This window comes from Nocardia sp. NPDC006982, from assembly GCF_042869435.1.
GTDB lineage: Bacteria > Actinomycetota > Actinomycetes > Mycobacteriales > Mycobacteriaceae > Nocardia.
Map to the genome: position 1 here is coordinate 595254 of NZ_JBIAFV010000001.1, position 16816 is coordinate 612069.

Consider the following 16816-nt stretch of genomic DNA (forward strand, 5'->3'; position numbering starts at 1 on the left):
TTACGGTGTCCTTCACACCTCGAAAGCCAATGGCGTGCTGTCCGCCGGCTCGGACTCGAATCGGGTCGCCGGATCCGGCGACAGCGCGCCCGCCTGTGCGGCCACTGTGTCGAGGTCGAACAGCATCCCCACCGAGATCGCACCCGGCCATCCGGCCTCGAGGCGCAGATGGAGTGCGACCACCCGATGGGAGTTGCCGCCTACGTCGAAAAACCGGTCCCCACGGTCGAATTCGTCGTGCAGGAGTACCTCGGACCAGATCTCGCCGATCGCCCTTTCCTGCTCGGTCCAGCCATCTCGTGACGGGGCCGTGCGCCGTTCGGGGCGGGAGCGCAGCAGCGCACGCAGCGCGGCTTCGTCGAGCTTGCTGCTTCCCGGTGCGATCGGCAGGGTACCGACCGCCACGAACCGTTCCGGAACCGATTCGGGCGCAAGGTGTTGCGCGCAGTATCGGGTCAGCGCAGGGGCGGTGGGCGGCGCGGCGCCGGGCGCGGGCACCCAGAAGGCGGCCAGGTACACGGCATCGTCGGAGTCCGTCGCATCAAGCACGACCGCCTCGTGCACCGCGGGATGTCCCTGCAGCACCGTCTCGACCGCGGCGCGTTCGATCCGCACGCCCCGGACCTTCACCTGGCTGTCGGCCCGACCGTGGAATTCGATGTGACCGCTTCCGTCGAGCCGCGCGAGGTCTCCGGTGAGGTACATGCGCCCGCCCGCCACGGTCGAGAACGGGTCGGCCACGAATCGGGCCGCGGTCAGTCCGGGCCGTGCCGCATAACCGTCGGCGACCTGTCCACCTCCGAGGTACAGGTCGCCGCGTGTGCCCCAGCGGACCGGCCGCAGCGAGCGATCGAGAATGTGCGCCGTCGTGCCGTCGGTCGGTGTGCCGATCGGCACGACGGGCTGCGGCGCCTCCGGTACGACGTGGCAGATGCAGGTGACGGTCGCCTCGGTCGGGCCGTATTCGTTGTGCAGGCTGGTCGAGGGCAGGACCTCGCGGTGCTGCTCGACGAGGCGAACCGGTACCGGCTCACCGCACAGGGTGACGACGCGCAGCGTCGATTTCAGCTCACCCAGTCGCGGCAGCAGCAGCCGGTAGAACGAGGGCGTCGCAACGAAATGCGATACGCCATGGCGGACAGCGAGTTCGGCGACCGCGTCGACATCGGGCAGCATCCGGGCGTCCGGGAGCACGCTGGTACCGCCGACGGTGAGCGCCCAGGCCAGTGCCGAGAGAGAGCCGTCCCAGATCAGTCGCATCGCCGAGAATGTCACGAGTTCGCCGTCGGTGTACGGATAGTTCCGTGAGCCGATCAAGGTGGCGAGGTTGGCCCGGGACACGACGACCGCCTTCGGCTCACCCGTGGAGCCGGAGGTGGTGATGACGTACGCGGGCGCGCGCAGGGACGGCTGGTCCGGCAGTGCCACAGCGGGTGGCTCGGTGTCCTCGCTGATATCGAGCACCGCTGCCGCCGTGCCCGTCACCAGCGCGGCCACCTCGCCACGCGCAGTGGCATCATCGCGCCCATCGATGATCAGCGCGGTGCAGGTCGCGACCGCGACCACCGAACGCACCGCCGACACCGGACGGCCCGGTTCGACCACGCACCACGCCGCGGCCGCGCGCAGAGCCGCGATCATGCCGATCACGGTGTCCAGGCTCTGCCGCTGGTACACCATGACGGTCTGTCCAGGCCGAACGCCTGCGGCGACCAGCCTGCGCGCGAGATGCGCGGTGGCGGTGTCGAGTTCGCGGTAGGTGAGCGACCGGTCCCCCACCACGAGCGCGGTGCGGTCGGGGACCCGCTGGGCCTGGTGCAGGATTCCCTGCAGCAGGTCCGAATCGCTACGCGATGCCGTGCTCATCGGATCACCTCGACATGGCCGGTTCCGCTCATGTCCTCCGGTGGCACCGTGCAGACGAGCAGGACACGGTGACCGTCGGATTCGCGCACCTCGAATCCGGCGAACCGCAGGGTCACGAGCATCACCCGATTGACCGGGGTCGCCACGAATTCCGCGGTCGGCCGCCGGCCGGCCGCGCGTGCACGCCGGACGATTTCCCGGATCAGCGCCGTGCCGACGCCGCGTGACATCACCCGGCAGGACATGAGCAGCAGGAGCAGCACCGAGTCGGAGCCACGGATCTCCGAGACCGCCAGCCCGATGGTGCCGTAGCCGCCGAATCGGTCGCGCAGGGATGCCACGAGCACCTCGTGGCGTGGTGACGCGCGCAGTTCCCGCAGTTCGTCGATGTCGAAGGTGACCCCGGTGGTATTGAGCTGGTGTGTGCGGATGGTCAGCTCGTTGGCCCTTGTGAGGTCCGCCTCCGATGCCTCGCGCACGGTCATGACCAGGCCCAGCGAGGTAAGGAAGTCCGCATCCGATCCGGCGAATTCGGCCTCGCCGACGCGGCGGGCCCGCTCCGCGCGATAGTACGACCGGCGGTGCCGCGCTTCGGATGTCACTGTCTCGGGTGTGAATTCGGGAAGGTTCGGCAGGTCGGGTATGCGATCGGCCGGATAACACCGGACCTCGGGGCAGGAGTTCGCCACCTCGGCCAGTTCGACCGGATCGTTGTCGACGAACGCCACGGTCTCGCGCCCGATATTCAGCGATTCGGCGATCCGGCGGATCGCCGCCGACTTCGGGCCCCAGCCGATCTCGACCGCCGAGAACAGGTCCTCGATTCCGTGCCGACGCAAATGCGCTGTGGCGGCGGATAATTCGCCACGGCTCGCGACGGCGTGCAGGATTCCACGTTCGTCGAGGGTCCGGATCGCCCGCAGCACTTCGGGTTTCGGAGTTCCGCCGTCGGATTCGAGGACGACGCCGGGCCAGACAGTGTCGTCGAGATCCCAGACCAGGCACTTCACCGTTGCCGCCATCGCTCAGACCCTTCGCATCAGGGCGGCGCTCCACGCGGCCACCGGGCTGCTGTTCAACAGCAGCGCATACTCACCGGAGGTGCGGGTTGCCGCCGCGGACTCCAGGTTGACCAGCATGTCCACCGAACCCAGATGGCCGTATGCCGCCAGATTGCCCCGGCACGCCTCGTCGATCGTGGCGTCGAGAGCCTCCTCCCAGAAGGCGAAGGCACCGCCCGACAGGTTCTGCATGAGGATCGGTCCGACCGAGCCGAGCCGGATGCCATTGCGTTGCAGCAACTCCGGAATCATGACGTCGAACCTCTTCTTGCTCTCGACCGCGAGCCGGAACGAATAGGTGGATTCGTCGGTGCATTCCTCGGTCCACGCCGCCGACGGCGTGTCGCGGTAGTCGATTCGGAACAGGTCCGCGTACTTGCCGTCGCTGCGCAGGATCTGGTCGACGAACTCCCAGCGCCCGTCGCCGGAGGCAGTGACGAGCAGCGCGGCCGCACCGTCGCCGAGCAGCGTCATGGGCGGGCGGTAGCGATTGCGGGTCGGGGTCTTGGCCGCGGCGACGACGAGCACCGTGCGGCACCCGGCATCGGCGCGCAGCAATGCCACGGCGAGGGTCAGCGCGGCGGAGACCGATACGCAGCCGAGGTCGCCCACGCCCGCGGTGAAGGCGCGGGTGGCGCCGATCCGGTGTTGCAGCCGTGTCGTTTCCGATGCGAGCAGGTACTGCGGCGCGCGTCCGGCGACGAGCAGCAGCGCGTCGATGTCAGTGGCGTAGAGCCCCGCCTCGGCCAGTGCCGCCGTCGCCGCCGCGGCGGCCAGGTCCACCTCGGACAGCTCCCCTGCGGTACACACCGACTCGATGCCGAGTGCCAGCGCGTGTTCGCGTCGGTGCGCCGGAAGTTCGTCCAGTTCGGCCAGGGTGGCCACCTGCGCGGAGCCGGCGGGGAACCACGCCGCCACCGGACCGAGCCGCACCGGCCCGTTCACCATCGCGCACCCCGCAGTACGTGCTCACCGATGGTCACCTCGGCGACCTCCTGTGCTCCCTCGATAATCTGCATGACCTTCGCATCGCGGTAGAACCTGCCGACGCGGCTGTCCGGAGCGCACCCGGCCGCGCCGAGTACCTGCACCGCCCGTTCACTCACCGTGGCCGCGGCGCGGGACGCCGCGTACTTCGCGGCGATCGTCGCGACGAGGGCATGCGCGGATCCGGCGATCCGGTTGTCGGTCGCGCGTTCGCAGATGGCTTGTGCGCCTTCGACGTCCACCCAGCAGCGGCCGAGCGACGCACGGACCACCTGGTGCTCGGCGAGTGCGGTACCACCCTGGACGCGGGTGGCGGCGTGCGCGGCGGCGTCGGCGAGACAGGCGCGCGCGATCCCGACACACCCCCACGCGACGGTGAACCGCCCGTGGTCCAGGGCCGTGCCGACGACGTGAGACAGGCCGAATCCCGGCGGTGCGATCAGTTGCGCGGCGGGTATGCGCACACGGTCGAACCGAATGTGCGCCACCCTGGCGCCACGCATGCCGAGCTGCCCCTCGACCGGCTGCACGGAAACACCGGGACGGTCGCGCTCGACGAGTGCGGCACACAGCCCACCGGCCGCCGTGCCGAGTACCAGGAAAACATCGGCGACCTGGCCGAACGTCACCCACAACTTGTGCCCGGACACGATGTGGTCCGCACCATCGGCCTCGAAAGTCGTTGCGACACTGGCCAAGTCGGTCCCCGTCCCCGCCTCGGTCGCCGCCAGCGCGGCGACGACCTCCCCCGCGGTGAGCCCGGGCAGCCAGTCTCGGCGCTGTTCGGCGGTTCCCCACCGATCCAGCGCGGCGGCGACCATGCCGTGCACCGTGACCAGTGATCGCAGACTCGTGCAGCATTCCCCGAGCATCGCGGCGAGTCGGCCGAGTTCACGCGCATCCAGACCCGCACCACCGAATGTCACCGGCCGATCGGCACCCAGCAGCCCGGTCCGGGCCGCGAGCGTGATCATCTCGTCGGGCAGGCCTGCGCGATCCCACTGGGCCGCATCCGATTCCGCGGCCGCCACCACCTTCTCGACGTCGATCACGACGGCCCGTTCCCGGACTGCTTGCGCTCGACATACGCGGCCGCGCGGGCCGCGGTGCGGAAGTTGTCGAGATCGAGATCCTCGACCTCGACCGAGATCCCGTAGGTCTGCTCCACGTGTACGACGATCTCCAGTGCCCGCAGGGAGTTGACCAGTCCCAGCGCGAAAATATCGTCGTCACTGCCCAATTCGGCGGCGGCGATCGAACCGAAGTACGCCCGCAACTCCTCGACCAACTCCGCGCGGCGTACCACGACCGGCTCCACCTGTTCCACGCGCACCCTCACCTCTCGACGTCATCCCGCTGGCGAACGGTCGTGCGCCCTCGCAGAACACGACAACATGGGCCGTGATCACCCGACAAGACCCGGTTTCCACCGTCCACATCAAGGGGGGCGGCGGTGAAAATCATTGGTGCCGTGGGGTGAACGCGGTCTACGGTGGGCCCGTGTTTACCGATGTGCGGGGTTCCTACGACGCGCGGTTCGCCGGTGTCGCCGAGGCACTCGCGGCATCGCTGAACGCCGACGATGTCGGCGCGTCGGCAGCGGTGTACATCGACGGCGAACCCGTGGTCGATATCTGGGGTGGTTATGCCGACGCGGATCGCACCGTGATGTGGGAGGCGGACACCATCGTCAACGTCTGGTCGACGACCAAGACGATGGTGGCATTGTGCGCGCTCATATTGGCCGACCGTGGCGAACTCGATCTGAACATGCCGGTCGCCAGGTACTGGCCGGAGTTCGCGGCGGCGGGCAAACACGATGTGCTGGTGCGGCATCTACTCGGTCACACCGCAGGTCTGCCGGTATGGGACGACCCCGTCGCAGCCACCGATCTGTACTCCTGGCCCACCGTCACCGCGCGTCTCGCCGGACAGTCACCCCAATGGGAACCGGGCACCGAAGGGGGTTACCACTCGATCACCTTTGGCTTCCTCGTCGGTGAGGTCATCGCCCGGGTGACCGGACGCAGCGTGGGCACATTCTTCGCCGAGGAAGTGGCCGCACCGTTGTGCGCGGACTTCCACATAGGACTCGCCCCCGAGCACGACCATCGCGTCGCCGCGCTCATCCCCGCGCCCGAGGGGGACCGCCCCGACGGATTCTCGGTCGGAGTATCCGACGCCAACACTCCGGCGTGGCGGCGCGCGGAGATCCCGGCCATCAACGGTCACGGCAACGCGCGCTCGGTCGCCGCGATCCAGTCGATACTCGCCTGCGGCGGCAGCGTCGGCGGTGTTCGCCTCCTGTCGCAGCCCGGTTGTGACCGCGTATTCGAAGAACAATTCCATGGCCGGGATCGTGTGCTGGAACAGCCGATCCGCTGGGGCATGGGCTACCGCCTCGAGGGTCGCACCTGCTCGTGGGGCGGATGGGGCGGCTCCCTGGTTCTCGTCGATTTCGAGCACCGGATGGCGGTGTCCTACGTCATGAACCAGATGCTGTGGACCGACGACAACATGCGAGCCCTGAGCATCCTGATCGCTGCCTACGATGCGCTGACCGCCTGACGGCGACCATCTCACACGGGCGCATTGCGCCACCAGCGCTCATAGAGGTCCTGGCCCGAGGTCCCGCCGGACACCCCCATGGTGCAGTTCGCCCGCGCGGGGTCGTCGAATCGGAGCAGTAACTCTCCAGTGCGCCCCGCCACGCCCGTGGTGTCGTACCAGGTCGCGTGCCCCTGTCCCGTCGGCCGCTCCCAGCTTTCTTCACCGACCAAGGTGTTATCCAGCGACGGCACGAATTCGTCGGCCGGTTTGTCGATCCCGCACCGCACCAGGATTCGGGAAACCGGATCTCGGTTTCCGTTGCAGGCCAGCGAGTTCATCGAATCCCGCGTCTGTCTCGCGTCGATCGGCCGCTGATCGCCATCGATCGCGACGCATCGGAGGCCCTGATAACCGCTGTCCGTCTGCGTTTTCGGAAGCAGTTGCGGGAAGGCCTTGATCACCCGCTCGTGCGCCGCCCAGGAATTCGGGTCGACCGGAGCCGTCGCGGACGGCACGCTCGACAGCGCGTCCGGCGCCGACGCCGGATGCTGGGTCGAATTACGGTTCAGCACAAAAATACTCGCGATCGCCAAGACAGCCACCGCCGTCACGACACCGACCCCGATACCGACGTTCCTGCGCCGGGCCGGTCGGTGGCCCATCGCCGGGACCGGATCCTGAGTGAAGCCGAAAGCCGTTGCCGCCGCGGCGGCGAGCGCACCACAGGTCGGGTAGCGCCGCTGCGGATCCTTGGCCAGCGCGCGAGCGATCACGTCATCGATCTGCCCGGGCAGTTCCGGGACGGTCGTGGTCGGCCGGGGCGGCGGATCCTGCAGGTGCGCCGTGATCACGGCATCGGTCGTCGCGCGCGGGAATGGTTTCGCGCCGGTCAGCAGTTCGTAGAGGGTGCAGCCCAGCGAGTAGACGTCGGCACGGTGATCGACCGCAGCTCCGGTCAACTGCTCCGGCGCCGCGTAGGGAATGGTCGCCAGGATCGATCCCGCCTGGGTCAGCACCGTCGTCGCGGCCGCGGCCTTGGCGATACCGAAGTCGGTGATGGCGACCCGATCCGGTTGTCCTGGAATCGATTCGACCAGAATATTGGCCGGTTTGACGTCACGGTGCAGCATGCCTGCCCGATGCGCGTGATCGAGGCCGCGAGCGACGGCGCCGATGATATGCAGGATCCGCTGCGGTGACGCCGCCGCGCGGCGGCGGATCAGTTCGGCCGCGTCGGGGCCGTCCATGAACCGCATCGCGATCCACAGCCGTCCGTGCTCGATGCCGCGGTCATAGACGCCGATGATGTTCGGATGATCCAGCCCGGCGGCGAGTTCGGCCTCGCGGACGAAGCGAGCCCGGAACTCGGGATCCGTACTGTATTCCGCCGACAGCACTTTCAGCGCGTCCCGGCGCGGCAACCGGGGATGCGCTGCCACATACACCGTTCCCATGCCGCCGCTGCCGAGCAACCGCTCGATCCGATACCCCGCGAAAACCGTTCCCGGCAACAACTTTCGGGATGGGCTGCTATCCACTGCGCACCAGCAGCGCGTATTGGGCGGCAATCAGCTGATGTGCGTCCGTCGGATTCCGGCCGACGATGGTCGCGGAGTACCGGCCGTAGAGGACGTGGCAGAGGACCTGGGCCGGCCACTCCGGCTGCGCGTTGATGCCGTTGCGGCAATACACGTCCGGGACCCCGGCCGGCGCGGCGATTCTCTTGGTCGGGTCCGCCGCGCGCATCTCCTCGATGAATACCCGGCGCGCGCTGACGGCATCCGGAAACCGCTCGAGCAGGTTGTGACCGTTCATAGCGACGATTTCGATCGGTTCTTTGAAGCCGAGGTATTTCATCAGCCGCGTGGCATGCGGGCCCAGCACAACACCGCTGATGCGGAGGCCGGACGACCAGCCCGCATTGTCATCGGTGTCCGATGCGATAACCGTCGGATACGACCAGTGCCCGGCCCCGTAGGGCAGCAACCGCGACAGCATGCGGTCCTGATCCAGGGGTAAGTCGGCGAACCGATCCGGCGCGGTCTCGTGGAAGTCCCGCAACCTTGGTAGCTGGACGTCGAATGCCTTGCGCACCAGCGCGGTCAGTACCGCTTGATCTGGTGCGGTGTGCCCGGCCAGCACGCTGACGACGAACGATCCTTGCGCGATCGTCGCGGCCATGGTCGGCACCGCCGGGCGCCAGTGTACGAAGGCCGACGGGTACTCCGCGAGCCGTACCGGTACATTGTCCGGGCTGATCGCGGCATCGGTGGCGTCCATCTGCCGAGCCGCCAACTGCGCCGCCATGGCATCGGGAAAGCGCAGCAGGATCACGGTCAAAAGCCGCCCGGCGCCGATCTGCGGCGGCGCCACGCCGAAGTCGACATCGCTGCCACTGACCGCGAATCCAGCCAGCATGCCATGCGATTCGAGCACGTCACGGACCCGCTCGGCCAGAATGCCCGCCGCCTTCAGCGGGGTCGGCAACGGCGCGATCCGGTCGACGACGCCGTTGGTCAACGCAGGGTCGACCTCGACGGGGTCGAGTGCGGCTTCAGCCATCCGCATCGATTCCAGCACTCGCCCGTACTTATCGGTGCTGGTGCGCGGCGGCGACAGCGGGTCGACGCTGTTCGATCCGACGTCGAGCGCCGCCAGGTCGAGGTGTTCCGGAGTCGGCTGGCCGGGCCGTACACACCCGCACAACACTGTGAGGGCCGCGGCCAGTACGGCGAGGGCTCGTATACCTTCAGCGCGCGAATACATCGGTACCCCTGTCATAGCGGTGCATTCGGCCACCACCGTTCCCGGAGCACGGAACCGGAGATGGCACCACCTACGCGCAGGCGGCAGAAGTTCCGATCCGGACGGTCGAACATCACGTCGAGTCTGCCTACAGTCACGCCATCGTTCGTGGTGACAGTTCCCCACCGCACCCGCCCCGCGGCGGAGCCGCGAGACCACAGTTCCTCCCCCTCCAGCTGCATGGTCATGGACCAGGCGGGAATCGGTGTGCGGTCCGAATTACAGATGACCACAACCACTTCCGCTGGGTCCCGGTCGCCGAGACAGATCACGCCACCAGTCGGGACCTGCTGATCGAAGGAGATGAAGTTGTTGTTCTGGTCGGTGTGCAGGCAGGTGTTGAGTTCCTGATATCCGACGGCCGCCGGCGCGACCGGCAGCAGGTTCGGAAAGGTCTCGGCGGCAAGGGCGGCCGCGCCCCAGGCTGCCGAATTCGTGGCGACCCAGGTCGGGCCGGTCTCGGACGATACCGCCGAGTCGCCGCGACCGAGGCCGACGGCCAGCGAAACCACCACCGCCACCAGCACAATCGCCGCGATCGCCGCGCCGGCCAGAATCCCGCGGCGACGCATGGCACCGGGGGCGGCATCGGCCGACAACGCCGCGTGCGCTGCCGCCGACAACGCACCACAGCTCTGATAGCGGTCGGCCGGGTCCTTGGCCAGCGCCGTGGCGATGACCGAATCCAATCCGGTCGGTAACCGGGCATTGTCGAGGGTCGGGCGGGGCGGTTCCTCGTGCAGGTGCGCGTACATCACCGCCGCCGGACTGCTGCGCAGATACGGCACCGAACCGGTGAGCAGCTGATACAGCGTGCAGCCGAGCGAGTACACATCGGCACGGTGATCGACCGTCCCACCGCTGATCAGCTCGGGCGGCGCATAAGCCAGCGTGGCGGTGAACCCCCCACCCTCGGACAGGGTTCCCTCCGCAGCGGTGCGCGCGATACCGAAGTCGGTGACCAGCACCCGATCCGGCTGCCCCGGTTCTTCGGCGAGCAGCAGATTCGCGGGCTTCACGTCACGATGCTGCAGGCCGACCCGATGGATCTCATCCAACCCCTGCGCGGCCTCGGCCACGATCCGCAGCGCGCGCTCGACCGGGATCGTCGCGTCGCGGCGGATCAGATCGGCGACGTCGCCGCCACCGACGTACTGCATCGCGATCCACAATCGGCCGTCGTGCTCACCACGGTCGCGCACCGCAACCACATTCGGATGCTGCAACCGCACCGCGACCTCGGCCTCGCGCAGGAACCGCGCCCGGAATTCGGCGTCGCTCGCGTGCCGGTCGGACAGGATCTTCAGCGCATCGTGACGGGGCAGCCGGGGATGGTGCGCCAGATACACCTCACCCATACCGCCCGCGCCGAGCCTACGTTCGATCCGATACCCGGCGAAATCCGTACCGTCCGCGACAGTCACCGGCGCTGCCCTCCTTCTCCTGCGCGATCAGAACGGTGCATTGGGCCACCAACGGTCGTAGAGGTCCTGACCCGAACTACCACCGATCACGACAACCATGCAGAAGTTGCGTGTCGGCTCATCGAATTCGAGACCGACAACCCCGAGCTGCCCGCTGTAACCGAGCATGCTCGACCAGACCACCCGGCCGCGACCAGATGATCGTTCCCACCGCTGATCGCCGAGGACGACGACCCCCTCCTCCTCCACCAAGTGATAGGGGGTCCGGCTAGCGGAACACTGCACGTCCACATCCCGTATCGGGTTCTCGTTGCCGGTGCACCGCATGTGGGCGATGTTTTCCGGCACCCGGTTCAGATCGGCCGCATTGCCCTTGTCGTCGGTGGCGGCGCACCGGATGCCCTGATGACCGGTCCGGGTGGGCGTGGCGGGCAGCAACTGTGGCAGCGCGTCGACGACGAAGGCATATCTCCCCCAGGTCAATCCGCCGGCGCTGCTGGTCGGCACGGTGGGATTCGCCGTACTTCCGCTCGAATCACGGTTCCACACCACGACACTCGTGATCGCCAGCACCAGCGCGATCACCGCCGCCCCGGCGACGGCGGCGTACCGTGGCCGCCGCCGGGGTGGATTCGGCAGCGGCGGTGGCACTTTCGGTGTCGCCTTCGGTGCGGGCGGATCGGCGGCAGTCGGCAGCGCGGGCGGTGGCGAGGGTAGCTCCGGCGGCCGGACCGCGAAAACGGTCTGCTCCACCGGGAACCCGAAAGCACTCGCCGTCGCGGCCGCCAACGCCCCACAGGACGAATAGCGGTCGTCCGGATTCTTCGCCATGGCCCGCGCGATCACCGCGTCGATCGCCGCGGGCAGATTCGGCCGCGCCGCACGTGCCCGCGGCGGCGGCTGCATCAGATGGGCCTGCATCACCGCGACCACCGACTCGCGCGGGAACGGCTTTGCGCCGGTGATCAGTTCGAAGAGGGTACAGCCCAGGGCATAGACGTCGGCGCGGTGATCGACCCGCTGGTCGGCAAGCAGTTCCGGCGCGGCGTAGGCGAGCGTCGCCACGACCGTCCCGACCTCGGTCAGCGCGGTGCCGTCACCGGCAGCCCTGGCGATCCCGAAATCTGCCACCAGTACCCGATCCGGAGCGCCCTCGAGGTGTTCGATCAGGATGTTCGCCGGTTTGACGTCCCGGTGCAGCATGCCGGATCGGTGTGCCTCGTCCAGACCTCGCGCCGCCTCGGTAACGATGTGCAGCGCGCGCTGCGGCTCCACCGCGCCGTCACGACGGAGCAACTGGGCCGCGTCGGTACCGTTCACGAACTCCATCGCGATCCAGAGCCTGCCGTGCTCGATACCGCGGTCGTGCACCGCGACGATATTCGGATGGTCCAGCCGGGCGGCCAGTTCCGCCTCTCGCAGAAACCGGGCACGGAATTCGTCGGCGGCACCGCAGTTCTCGGGCAGCACCTTCAGTGCGTCGTGGCGCGGCAGACGTGGATGCCGGGCCACGTACACCGTGCCCATGCCGCCGGTGCCCAGCACGCGCTCGATCCGGTATCCGGCGAACATTGTTCCAGCACTGAGTATTTCAACCATGCGCCTACTCGCTGTTCACCAGCAGCGCGTACTGCGCCGCAGCTCGTTGCTGCACATCCCGATAATCCCGGCTGAAAACCAGTGCGACATAGCGTCCTTGCCGGAGCAGGCAATCGAACCGGCTGGGGGCATCGCGGGAGTTCAGCGCATCCGTGCAGCGGACGTCCACGAGACCAGCCGGTGCCGGAACCTGCACTCGCCCTGCGGGGGTATGCAGGCGGGCGAAGTACTTCTGGGCGGTGGCCGCGTCGGCGAAGCGCATCAGCCGGTCGAAGCGGTTGAGGCTGAGGAGTTCGACCGGCTCTTCGGTAGTTCCGTTGAAGCGCTCGGCACCGCGGGGTCCGTACACGATGCCGCGGGCCTGGACCAGGCTGCCCCATCCCGCGTTCTCCGCCAAGTCGCCGAGGATCACCACCGGGAACGGCCAGCGCCCGGGCGCTTCCGGCACCATTCGCCCCAGCATGCCGTCGCGATCCAAGGACAGTTCCGCGAACCTGTCGGGCGGCGTGGGCGCGAAGTCGCGCAGCAACGGCACCTGGACGTCGAATGCCCTGCGCGCCAGCGTGATCAGGGCATTCAGGTCGGGCGAGGTATGCCCGGCGAGCACACTGACGACAAACGCGTCCTGTGCCACCGTGGCCGCGATCGTCGGCACTGTCGGACGCCAATGACTGTGTGCCATCGGGTATTCGGGGATCGTGACGGCGACATTGTCCGAGCTCACCGCGGCATCGACGGTATCGATTTCCTGCGCGGCCCGCTGCGCCGCCGCAGCATCCGGGAAGCGCAGCACCATGACCTGTAGCAGTCGGCCGCCGCCGATAGCCACCTGCGACGGGGTGTCGGTAGCACCGACGCTGAAGCCCGCCAGCATGCCGTGCCGTTCGAGGACCGCGCGTACCGGATTGGCCAGCAGCGCGGCGGCTTTCGCCGCGGTAGGCAGGGGGACGGCTCTGCTGGCGCTGAGCGGGATCTGCAACGCCTGATCCACTTCGGCCGGATTCAGCATGATTTCCGCCATGCGCACCGATTCGAGCACCCGGCCGTGGTACTCACTGCCGTGCGCGGGCGCGAGCAGCGGGTTACGGCTGTACGGACCGACATCGAGGGTAGCCGGGTCCGGTCCGGGTACCGGATTCCCCGCTACCGTGCATCCCGAGGTGACGGCCAGCGCCACACCCAGGGCTACGGCCATGTGCGCGAGCCTCACAGCGGAGCCTCCGTCCACCAACGGGCCCGCAATTCGGCCCCGGTCGGGGAACCGGTGACGACGATGTAGCAGAAGTTGCGGCCCGGGTCGTCGAAGTACAGCCGAAGGTGTCCCACTACCTTGCCCTCGACCCCGAGATAGGTTCCCCAGTGCAGATTTCCGCTGCCCGACGGACGGGTCCAGTGCTCGTCGCCTTCGGCTCGATCGAAGGTGACCGGTGGGGCGATGGGCGAGCGGTCCGCATTGCACACCAGATCCAGCGTGATCACCGGTTCTCGGTTGCCCAAGCAGGTGATCCGGCCGATCGGTACGAAGACATCGACCGGGACGTCCTTGACCCGCTCGTCGACCGGACGGCAGGCATACATCTCCTGGTAGCCGGTGCCGAACTGGGAAGCGGGCAACAACTCGGGAAACGCCTGCGCTACATAGGTATACGCGCCCCAGGACACCACATCCACGCCCGTCTGCGGGCCGAGGGTAGTCGCACTCGACGCCTGCTCGGCGGAACCGTCGCGGCCGAATCCGACCAGCACCGCCGTCGCCACCGCGACCAGGACGGCGGCGGCCCGGGCGGCGCCGATCATCAGTCGGCGTCGCCGGGTGGCCCGGCGCGGTGACCGGCCGGCCGCAGGGATCCGGACCGTCCCCTGCGCTGCTGCTTCCGCCGCGGCCGCCAATGCACCGCAGCTCGCGAACCGCTCGGCCGGATTCTTGGCGAGCGCGGTGGCGATCACCTCGTCGAATCCCGGTGGCGTCCCGGCGTTTTCCAACGTGGGCGGGGTCTCGTGCAGGTGCGCGTACAGCACCGCGGCCGGGGTGTCGCGGGCGAAAGGTACCGACCCTGTCAACAGCTCGTACAGCACGCAGCCGAGCGCATACACGTCGGTCCGGTGATCGACCGGCCCACCGCCGATCTGCTCGGGTGCGGCGTAGGCCGGCGTCGCGCTGAGCCCGGCGCCGGTCGATGTCGTCGGTTCGTCGGCGGAGCGGGCAATGCCGAAGTCGGTGACCAGCACCCGGTCCGGGCGTCCGTCCTGTTCGGCGACGAGAATGTTGGCCGGCTTCACATCCCGATGCAGCAGGCCCGTGCGGTGCAGCGCGTCGACCCCCTTGGCGACTTCGGTGATGATCCGGACCACCCGCTCGAGCGGTAGCGCGGCAGGTCCGCGCCGGATCAGCTGGGCGAGATCGACGCCGTCGACATATTGCATCGCGATCCACAACCGGCCGCTGTGCTGGCCGCGGTCGCGCACCGCGACCAGGTTGGGATGGTGCATACGCGCCGCGATCGAGGCCTCGCGCAGGAATCGGGCGCGGAACACGGGATCGCCGGTGTGCCCGTCGGACAGGATCTTCAGCGCGTCCTTGCGGGGTAGGCGCGGATGCCGGGCGAGAAACACTGTGCCCATGCCACCCATACCGAGGCGTCGCTCTATGCGATACCCGGCAAAATCCATGCCCTCAGTGACAGTCAACCGCACTGCCTTCCCGCCCGAATAGCGCCGGGACCCTTCCGGCGCATGCCGGCTGACCATCCGCGAGGTCGTGCGGTGAGGTGCAGCCGATTCGGAACGGCGCAGCCGACGGGGCGACTATAACAACAAGACGGTAGTCACCAAAGCGGAGAACATCGAGCCGCGCAGGTGCGGTGGAAAGCCCAGTGCGCCTCGCGAATCCGATACCTCGGACAAGTGCGCCGCCGCCGACTTCAGTACGGGATCGGCTTGTTCTCCTTGGCCCAGGCCTGCTCGATATCACTGCCGATCGGCGGCGGGAACAGCCCTGCGATCATCCAAGTGTCGCGGGCGACCTCGTTGATATTGAATTCGAGGTGCAGGCCACGGTCGTGCGTATAGGGGGCCATGAGCATGTCGAGGCCGCGCGTCATGCGCTTTCGCATTTCAGGGTCGTCGAGTTGCCGGGCGAGGTGGTCGATGGTGATGCGCACCGAGGCGGCGGTGGGTTCGCCACCCACGTAGAAGGAGTCGGCGGGGAGTTCGTGGAAGAGGGCTACAGCGTAGAACTCCGGGAGGCCGACGCGGGCGTAGTAGGCGGTGATGTCCCGGGCGAAGTTCTGCTTGTCCTCGGGGGTGTAGGTGTTTGCGGGGTGGTAGATGTGCCAGAGCGGCATGGCGAATTCCTTTGGGCGAAGCGGTGTCTCAGCGACGGAAAGGAAGGACGAGGTTTTCGACGGGACCGGAGAGGGATGCCTTCACCTGCCGGGTGAACTCATCGACGAGGACTTCGTGTGCACCCTGTTCCAAGCCATCGGCGAGTGCGGCGGCGACCGTGGCGGGACTGAGCTTGACGGCGTCTATGGCCTTCACCATGTCGGTCTCGGCGAAGCCGAGGTGGACGCCGACGACCTGGGTGCCCTGCGCCGCCAGTTCGATGCGCAGGGAGTTGGTCAGAGACCACAGGGCAGCCTTCGACGCACCATAGGCCGCGGCCCCCGAGCTCCAGGACAGCACGGAGTGGATATCCACCAGTGCGCCACCACCATTGGCGGCGAGGATGGGAGCGAAGGCCTGGGCGATGCGCAGGGGACCGAAGACGTTGGTCTCGAATGTTTCGACCACATCGGCCATTTCGGCATGCAGTAGCGGCGCGGGGCGCAGTACACCCGCGTTGTTGATGACGATGTTCACATCAGCGGCCCGATCCGCCACCGCCGCAACCGAATCCGGGTCGGTGACCTCCAGTTCGAGCGGGACGACACGAGAGTCATGGCCCGCCTCGGGCTTGCGGGCGGTGGCGTAGACCTTGGCCGCGCCACGCGCCAGGAGCTCCTCGGTGAACGCGCGGCCGAGGCCGCGTTGCCCGCCGGTCACCAGGGCGATAGCGCCTTCGATTGTGGTCATGTCTGCCTTCCTGATTCGTTCGCCGTAGCTGACTATATAACACTATAGCCAACGCTCCGCTCACACGACAACGCCGACCCCCAGCGCGGCATTCGACGCGGCGGGTCAGCGGCAGACGGTGGCGGGGCGCGACTGAAGCACCACTGCCGCGCCCTGATATCCAGGTGCCGAGCCAGCTGACGTGTTCGAATCGGGTGCGGAGGCAAGTCGGCGAGCGGATCTCAGCGCTCGTTCGAGCCCACTTCCGGAAATCGGTCGAGCAACTGAGCCAGGCAGCGGCGCACCTCGCGCACTTCCCGATCCAGCAACCGGGCCTCCGTGCTCGCCCGCGGCGCCCCGCGCCGGGTCAGCTGGGTTCGCAGCATTGCATCCAGGGCAGCGGCCTCGGCTTCGAGCAATCTGTAGAAGACGCGCGCCTGCGCCACATCGGATTCGTCACGCACTCGATGC

15 protein-coding genes are annotated in these 16816 nt (G+C 68.0%); 1 reads left to right on the top strand and 14 read right to left on the bottom strand.

Annotated elements, in window-relative coordinates; genetic code table 11:
- Window positions 1-12: 12 nt before the first annotated feature.
- Genes ACFYOW_RS02665 through ACFYOW_RS02685 form a run of 5 tightly spaced genes read right to left on the bottom strand, consistent with a single transcriptional unit; the run spans window position 13 to window position 5241 of the window.
- Window positions 13-1866, bottom strand: a complete 1854-nt coding sequence (locus ACFYOW_RS02665; RefSeq protein WP_387283839.1) for a non-ribosomal peptide synthetase — start codon at window positions 1864-1866, stop codon at window positions 13-15.
- A complete protein-coding gene (locus tag ACFYOW_RS02670) occupies window positions 1863-2888 on the bottom strand; it encodes an HAD-IIIC family phosphatase (protein WP_387283841.1) in 1026 nt (341 codons plus the stop codon). Before ACFYOW_RS02670 ends, ACFYOW_RS02665 begins: the two co-directional genes overlap by 4 nt.
- A gap of 3 nt (window positions 2889-2891) precedes the next feature.
- Window positions 2892-3875, bottom strand: coding sequence for a 3-oxoacyl-ACP synthase (locus ACFYOW_RS02675; protein ID WP_387283843.1), 984 nt, complete (start codon window positions 3873-3875; stop codon window positions 2892-2894).
- On the bottom strand, window positions 3869-4966 hold the full coding sequence (locus tag ACFYOW_RS02680) for an acyl-CoA dehydrogenase family protein (protein ID WP_387283845.1): 1098 nt from the start codon (window positions 4964-4966) through the stop codon (window positions 3869-3871). The genes ACFYOW_RS02675 and ACFYOW_RS02680 overlap by 7 nt, the downstream gene beginning before the upstream one ends.
- Window positions 4963-5241: an acyl carrier protein gene (locus tag ACFYOW_RS02685; protein ID WP_387283847.1), complete on the bottom strand. Its 279-nt coding sequence runs from the start codon at window positions 5239-5241 to the stop codon at window positions 4963-4965. The genes ACFYOW_RS02680 and ACFYOW_RS02685 overlap by 4 nt, the downstream gene beginning before the upstream one ends.
- Window positions 5242-5414: 173 nt before the next feature.
- On the opposite strand from ACFYOW_RS02685, the gene ACFYOW_RS02690 reads away from it, so the two are divergent.
- Complete coding sequence (locus ACFYOW_RS02690; protein WP_387283849.1) at window positions 5415-6482, top strand: serine hydrolase domain-containing protein; 1068 nt, start codon at window positions 5415-5417, stop codon at window positions 6480-6482.
- A gap of 11 nt (window positions 6483-6493) precedes the next feature.
- Here ACFYOW_RS02690 and ACFYOW_RS02695 read toward each other — a convergent pair whose 3' ends face one another.
- The 9 genes from ACFYOW_RS02695 to ACFYOW_RS02735 all read right to left on the bottom strand — a co-directional run bounded on the left by ACFYOW_RS02695 (window position 6494) and on the right by ACFYOW_RS02735 (window position 16809).
- On the bottom strand, window positions 6494-8002 hold the full coding sequence (locus ACFYOW_RS02695; protein ID WP_387283851.1) for a serine/threonine-protein kinase: 1509 nt from the start codon (window positions 8000-8002) through the stop codon (window positions 6494-6496).
- On the bottom strand, window positions 7995-9230 hold the full coding sequence (locus ACFYOW_RS02700) for a hypothetical protein (protein WP_387283853.1): 1236 nt from the start codon (window positions 9228-9230) through the stop codon (window positions 7995-7997). Before ACFYOW_RS02700 ends, ACFYOW_RS02695 begins: the two co-directional genes overlap by 8 nt.
- 11 nt (window positions 9231-9241) lie before the next feature.
- Entirely contained in the window at window positions 9242-10693 is a 1452-nt protein-coding gene (locus ACFYOW_RS02705; protein ID WP_387283855.1) for a serine/threonine-protein kinase, read from the bottom strand.
- Between the two features lie 27 nt (window positions 10694-10720).
- Window positions 10721-12292 carry a serine/threonine-protein kinase gene (locus tag ACFYOW_RS02710; RefSeq protein ID WP_387283857.1) on the bottom strand — a complete coding sequence of 524 codons (1572 nt, stop codon included), beginning with the start codon at window positions 12290-12292 and terminating at the stop codon, window positions 10721-10723.
- Window positions 12293-12296: 4 nt separating this feature from the next.
- Window positions 12297-13487 carry a hypothetical protein gene (locus ACFYOW_RS02715; RefSeq protein WP_387283859.1) on the bottom strand — a complete coding sequence of 397 codons (1191 nt, stop codon included), beginning with the start codon at window positions 13485-13487 and terminating at the stop codon, window positions 12297-12299.
- A gap of 11 nt (window positions 13488-13498) precedes the next feature.
- Window positions 13499-14980 (bottom strand): serine/threonine-protein kinase, encoded by a 1482-nt coding sequence (locus ACFYOW_RS02720; protein WP_387283861.1) that lies wholly within the window; start codon window positions 14978-14980, stop codon window positions 13499-13501.
- Window positions 14981-15213: 233 nt separating this feature from the next.
- Complete coding sequence (locus tag ACFYOW_RS02725) at window positions 15214-15636, bottom strand: tautomerase family protein (RefSeq protein WP_357473228.1); 423 nt, start codon at window positions 15634-15636, stop codon at window positions 15214-15216.
- Window positions 15637-15664: 28 nt separating this feature from the next.
- Complete coding sequence (locus tag ACFYOW_RS02730) at window positions 15665-16366, bottom strand: SDR family oxidoreductase (RefSeq protein ID WP_387283864.1); 702 nt, start codon at window positions 16364-16366, stop codon at window positions 15665-15667.
- Window positions 16367-16587: 221 nt separating this feature from the next.
- Window positions 16588-16809 carry a hypothetical protein gene (locus ACFYOW_RS02735; protein ID WP_387283866.1) on the bottom strand — a complete coding sequence of 74 codons (222 nt, stop codon included), beginning with the start codon at window positions 16807-16809 and terminating at the stop codon, window positions 16588-16590.
- Window positions 16810-16816 lie beyond the last annotated feature (7 nt).

What these genes read in the sequence shown, in the direction of transcription:
- ACFYOW_RS02665 (WP_387283839.1), bottom strand. Translation starts at nt 1,866, where the DNA reads ATGAGCACGGCATCGCGTAGCGATTCGGACCTGCTGCAGGGAATCCTG.
- ACFYOW_RS02670 (WP_387283841.1), bottom strand. Translation starts at nt 2,888, where the DNA reads ATGGCGGCAACGGTGAAGTGCCTGGTCTGGGATCTCGACGACACTGTC.
- ACFYOW_RS02675 (WP_387283843.1), bottom strand. Translation starts at nt 3,875, where the DNA reads ATGGTGAACGGGCCGGTGCGGCTCGGTCCGGTGGCGGCGTGGTTCCCC.
- ACFYOW_RS02700 (WP_387283853.1), bottom strand. Translation starts at nt 9,230, where the DNA reads ATGTATTCGCGCGCTGAAGGTATACGAGCCCTCGCCGTACTGGCCGCG.
- ACFYOW_RS02710 (WP_387283857.1), bottom strand. Translation starts at nt 12,292, where the DNA reads ATGGTTGAAATACTCAGTGCTGGAACAATGTTCGCCGGATACCGGATC.
- ACFYOW_RS02715 (WP_387283859.1), bottom strand. Translation starts at nt 13,487, where the DNA reads ATGGCCGTAGCCCTGGGTGTGGCGCTGGCCGTCACCTCGGGATGCACG.
- ACFYOW_RS02725 (WP_357473228.1), bottom strand. Translation starts at nt 15,636, where the DNA reads ATGCCGCTCTGGCACATCTACCACCCCGCAAACACCTACACCCCCGAG.
- ACFYOW_RS02730 (WP_387283864.1), bottom strand. Translation starts at nt 16,366, where the DNA reads ATGACCACAATCGAAGGCGCTATCGCCCTGGTGACCGGCGGGCAACGC.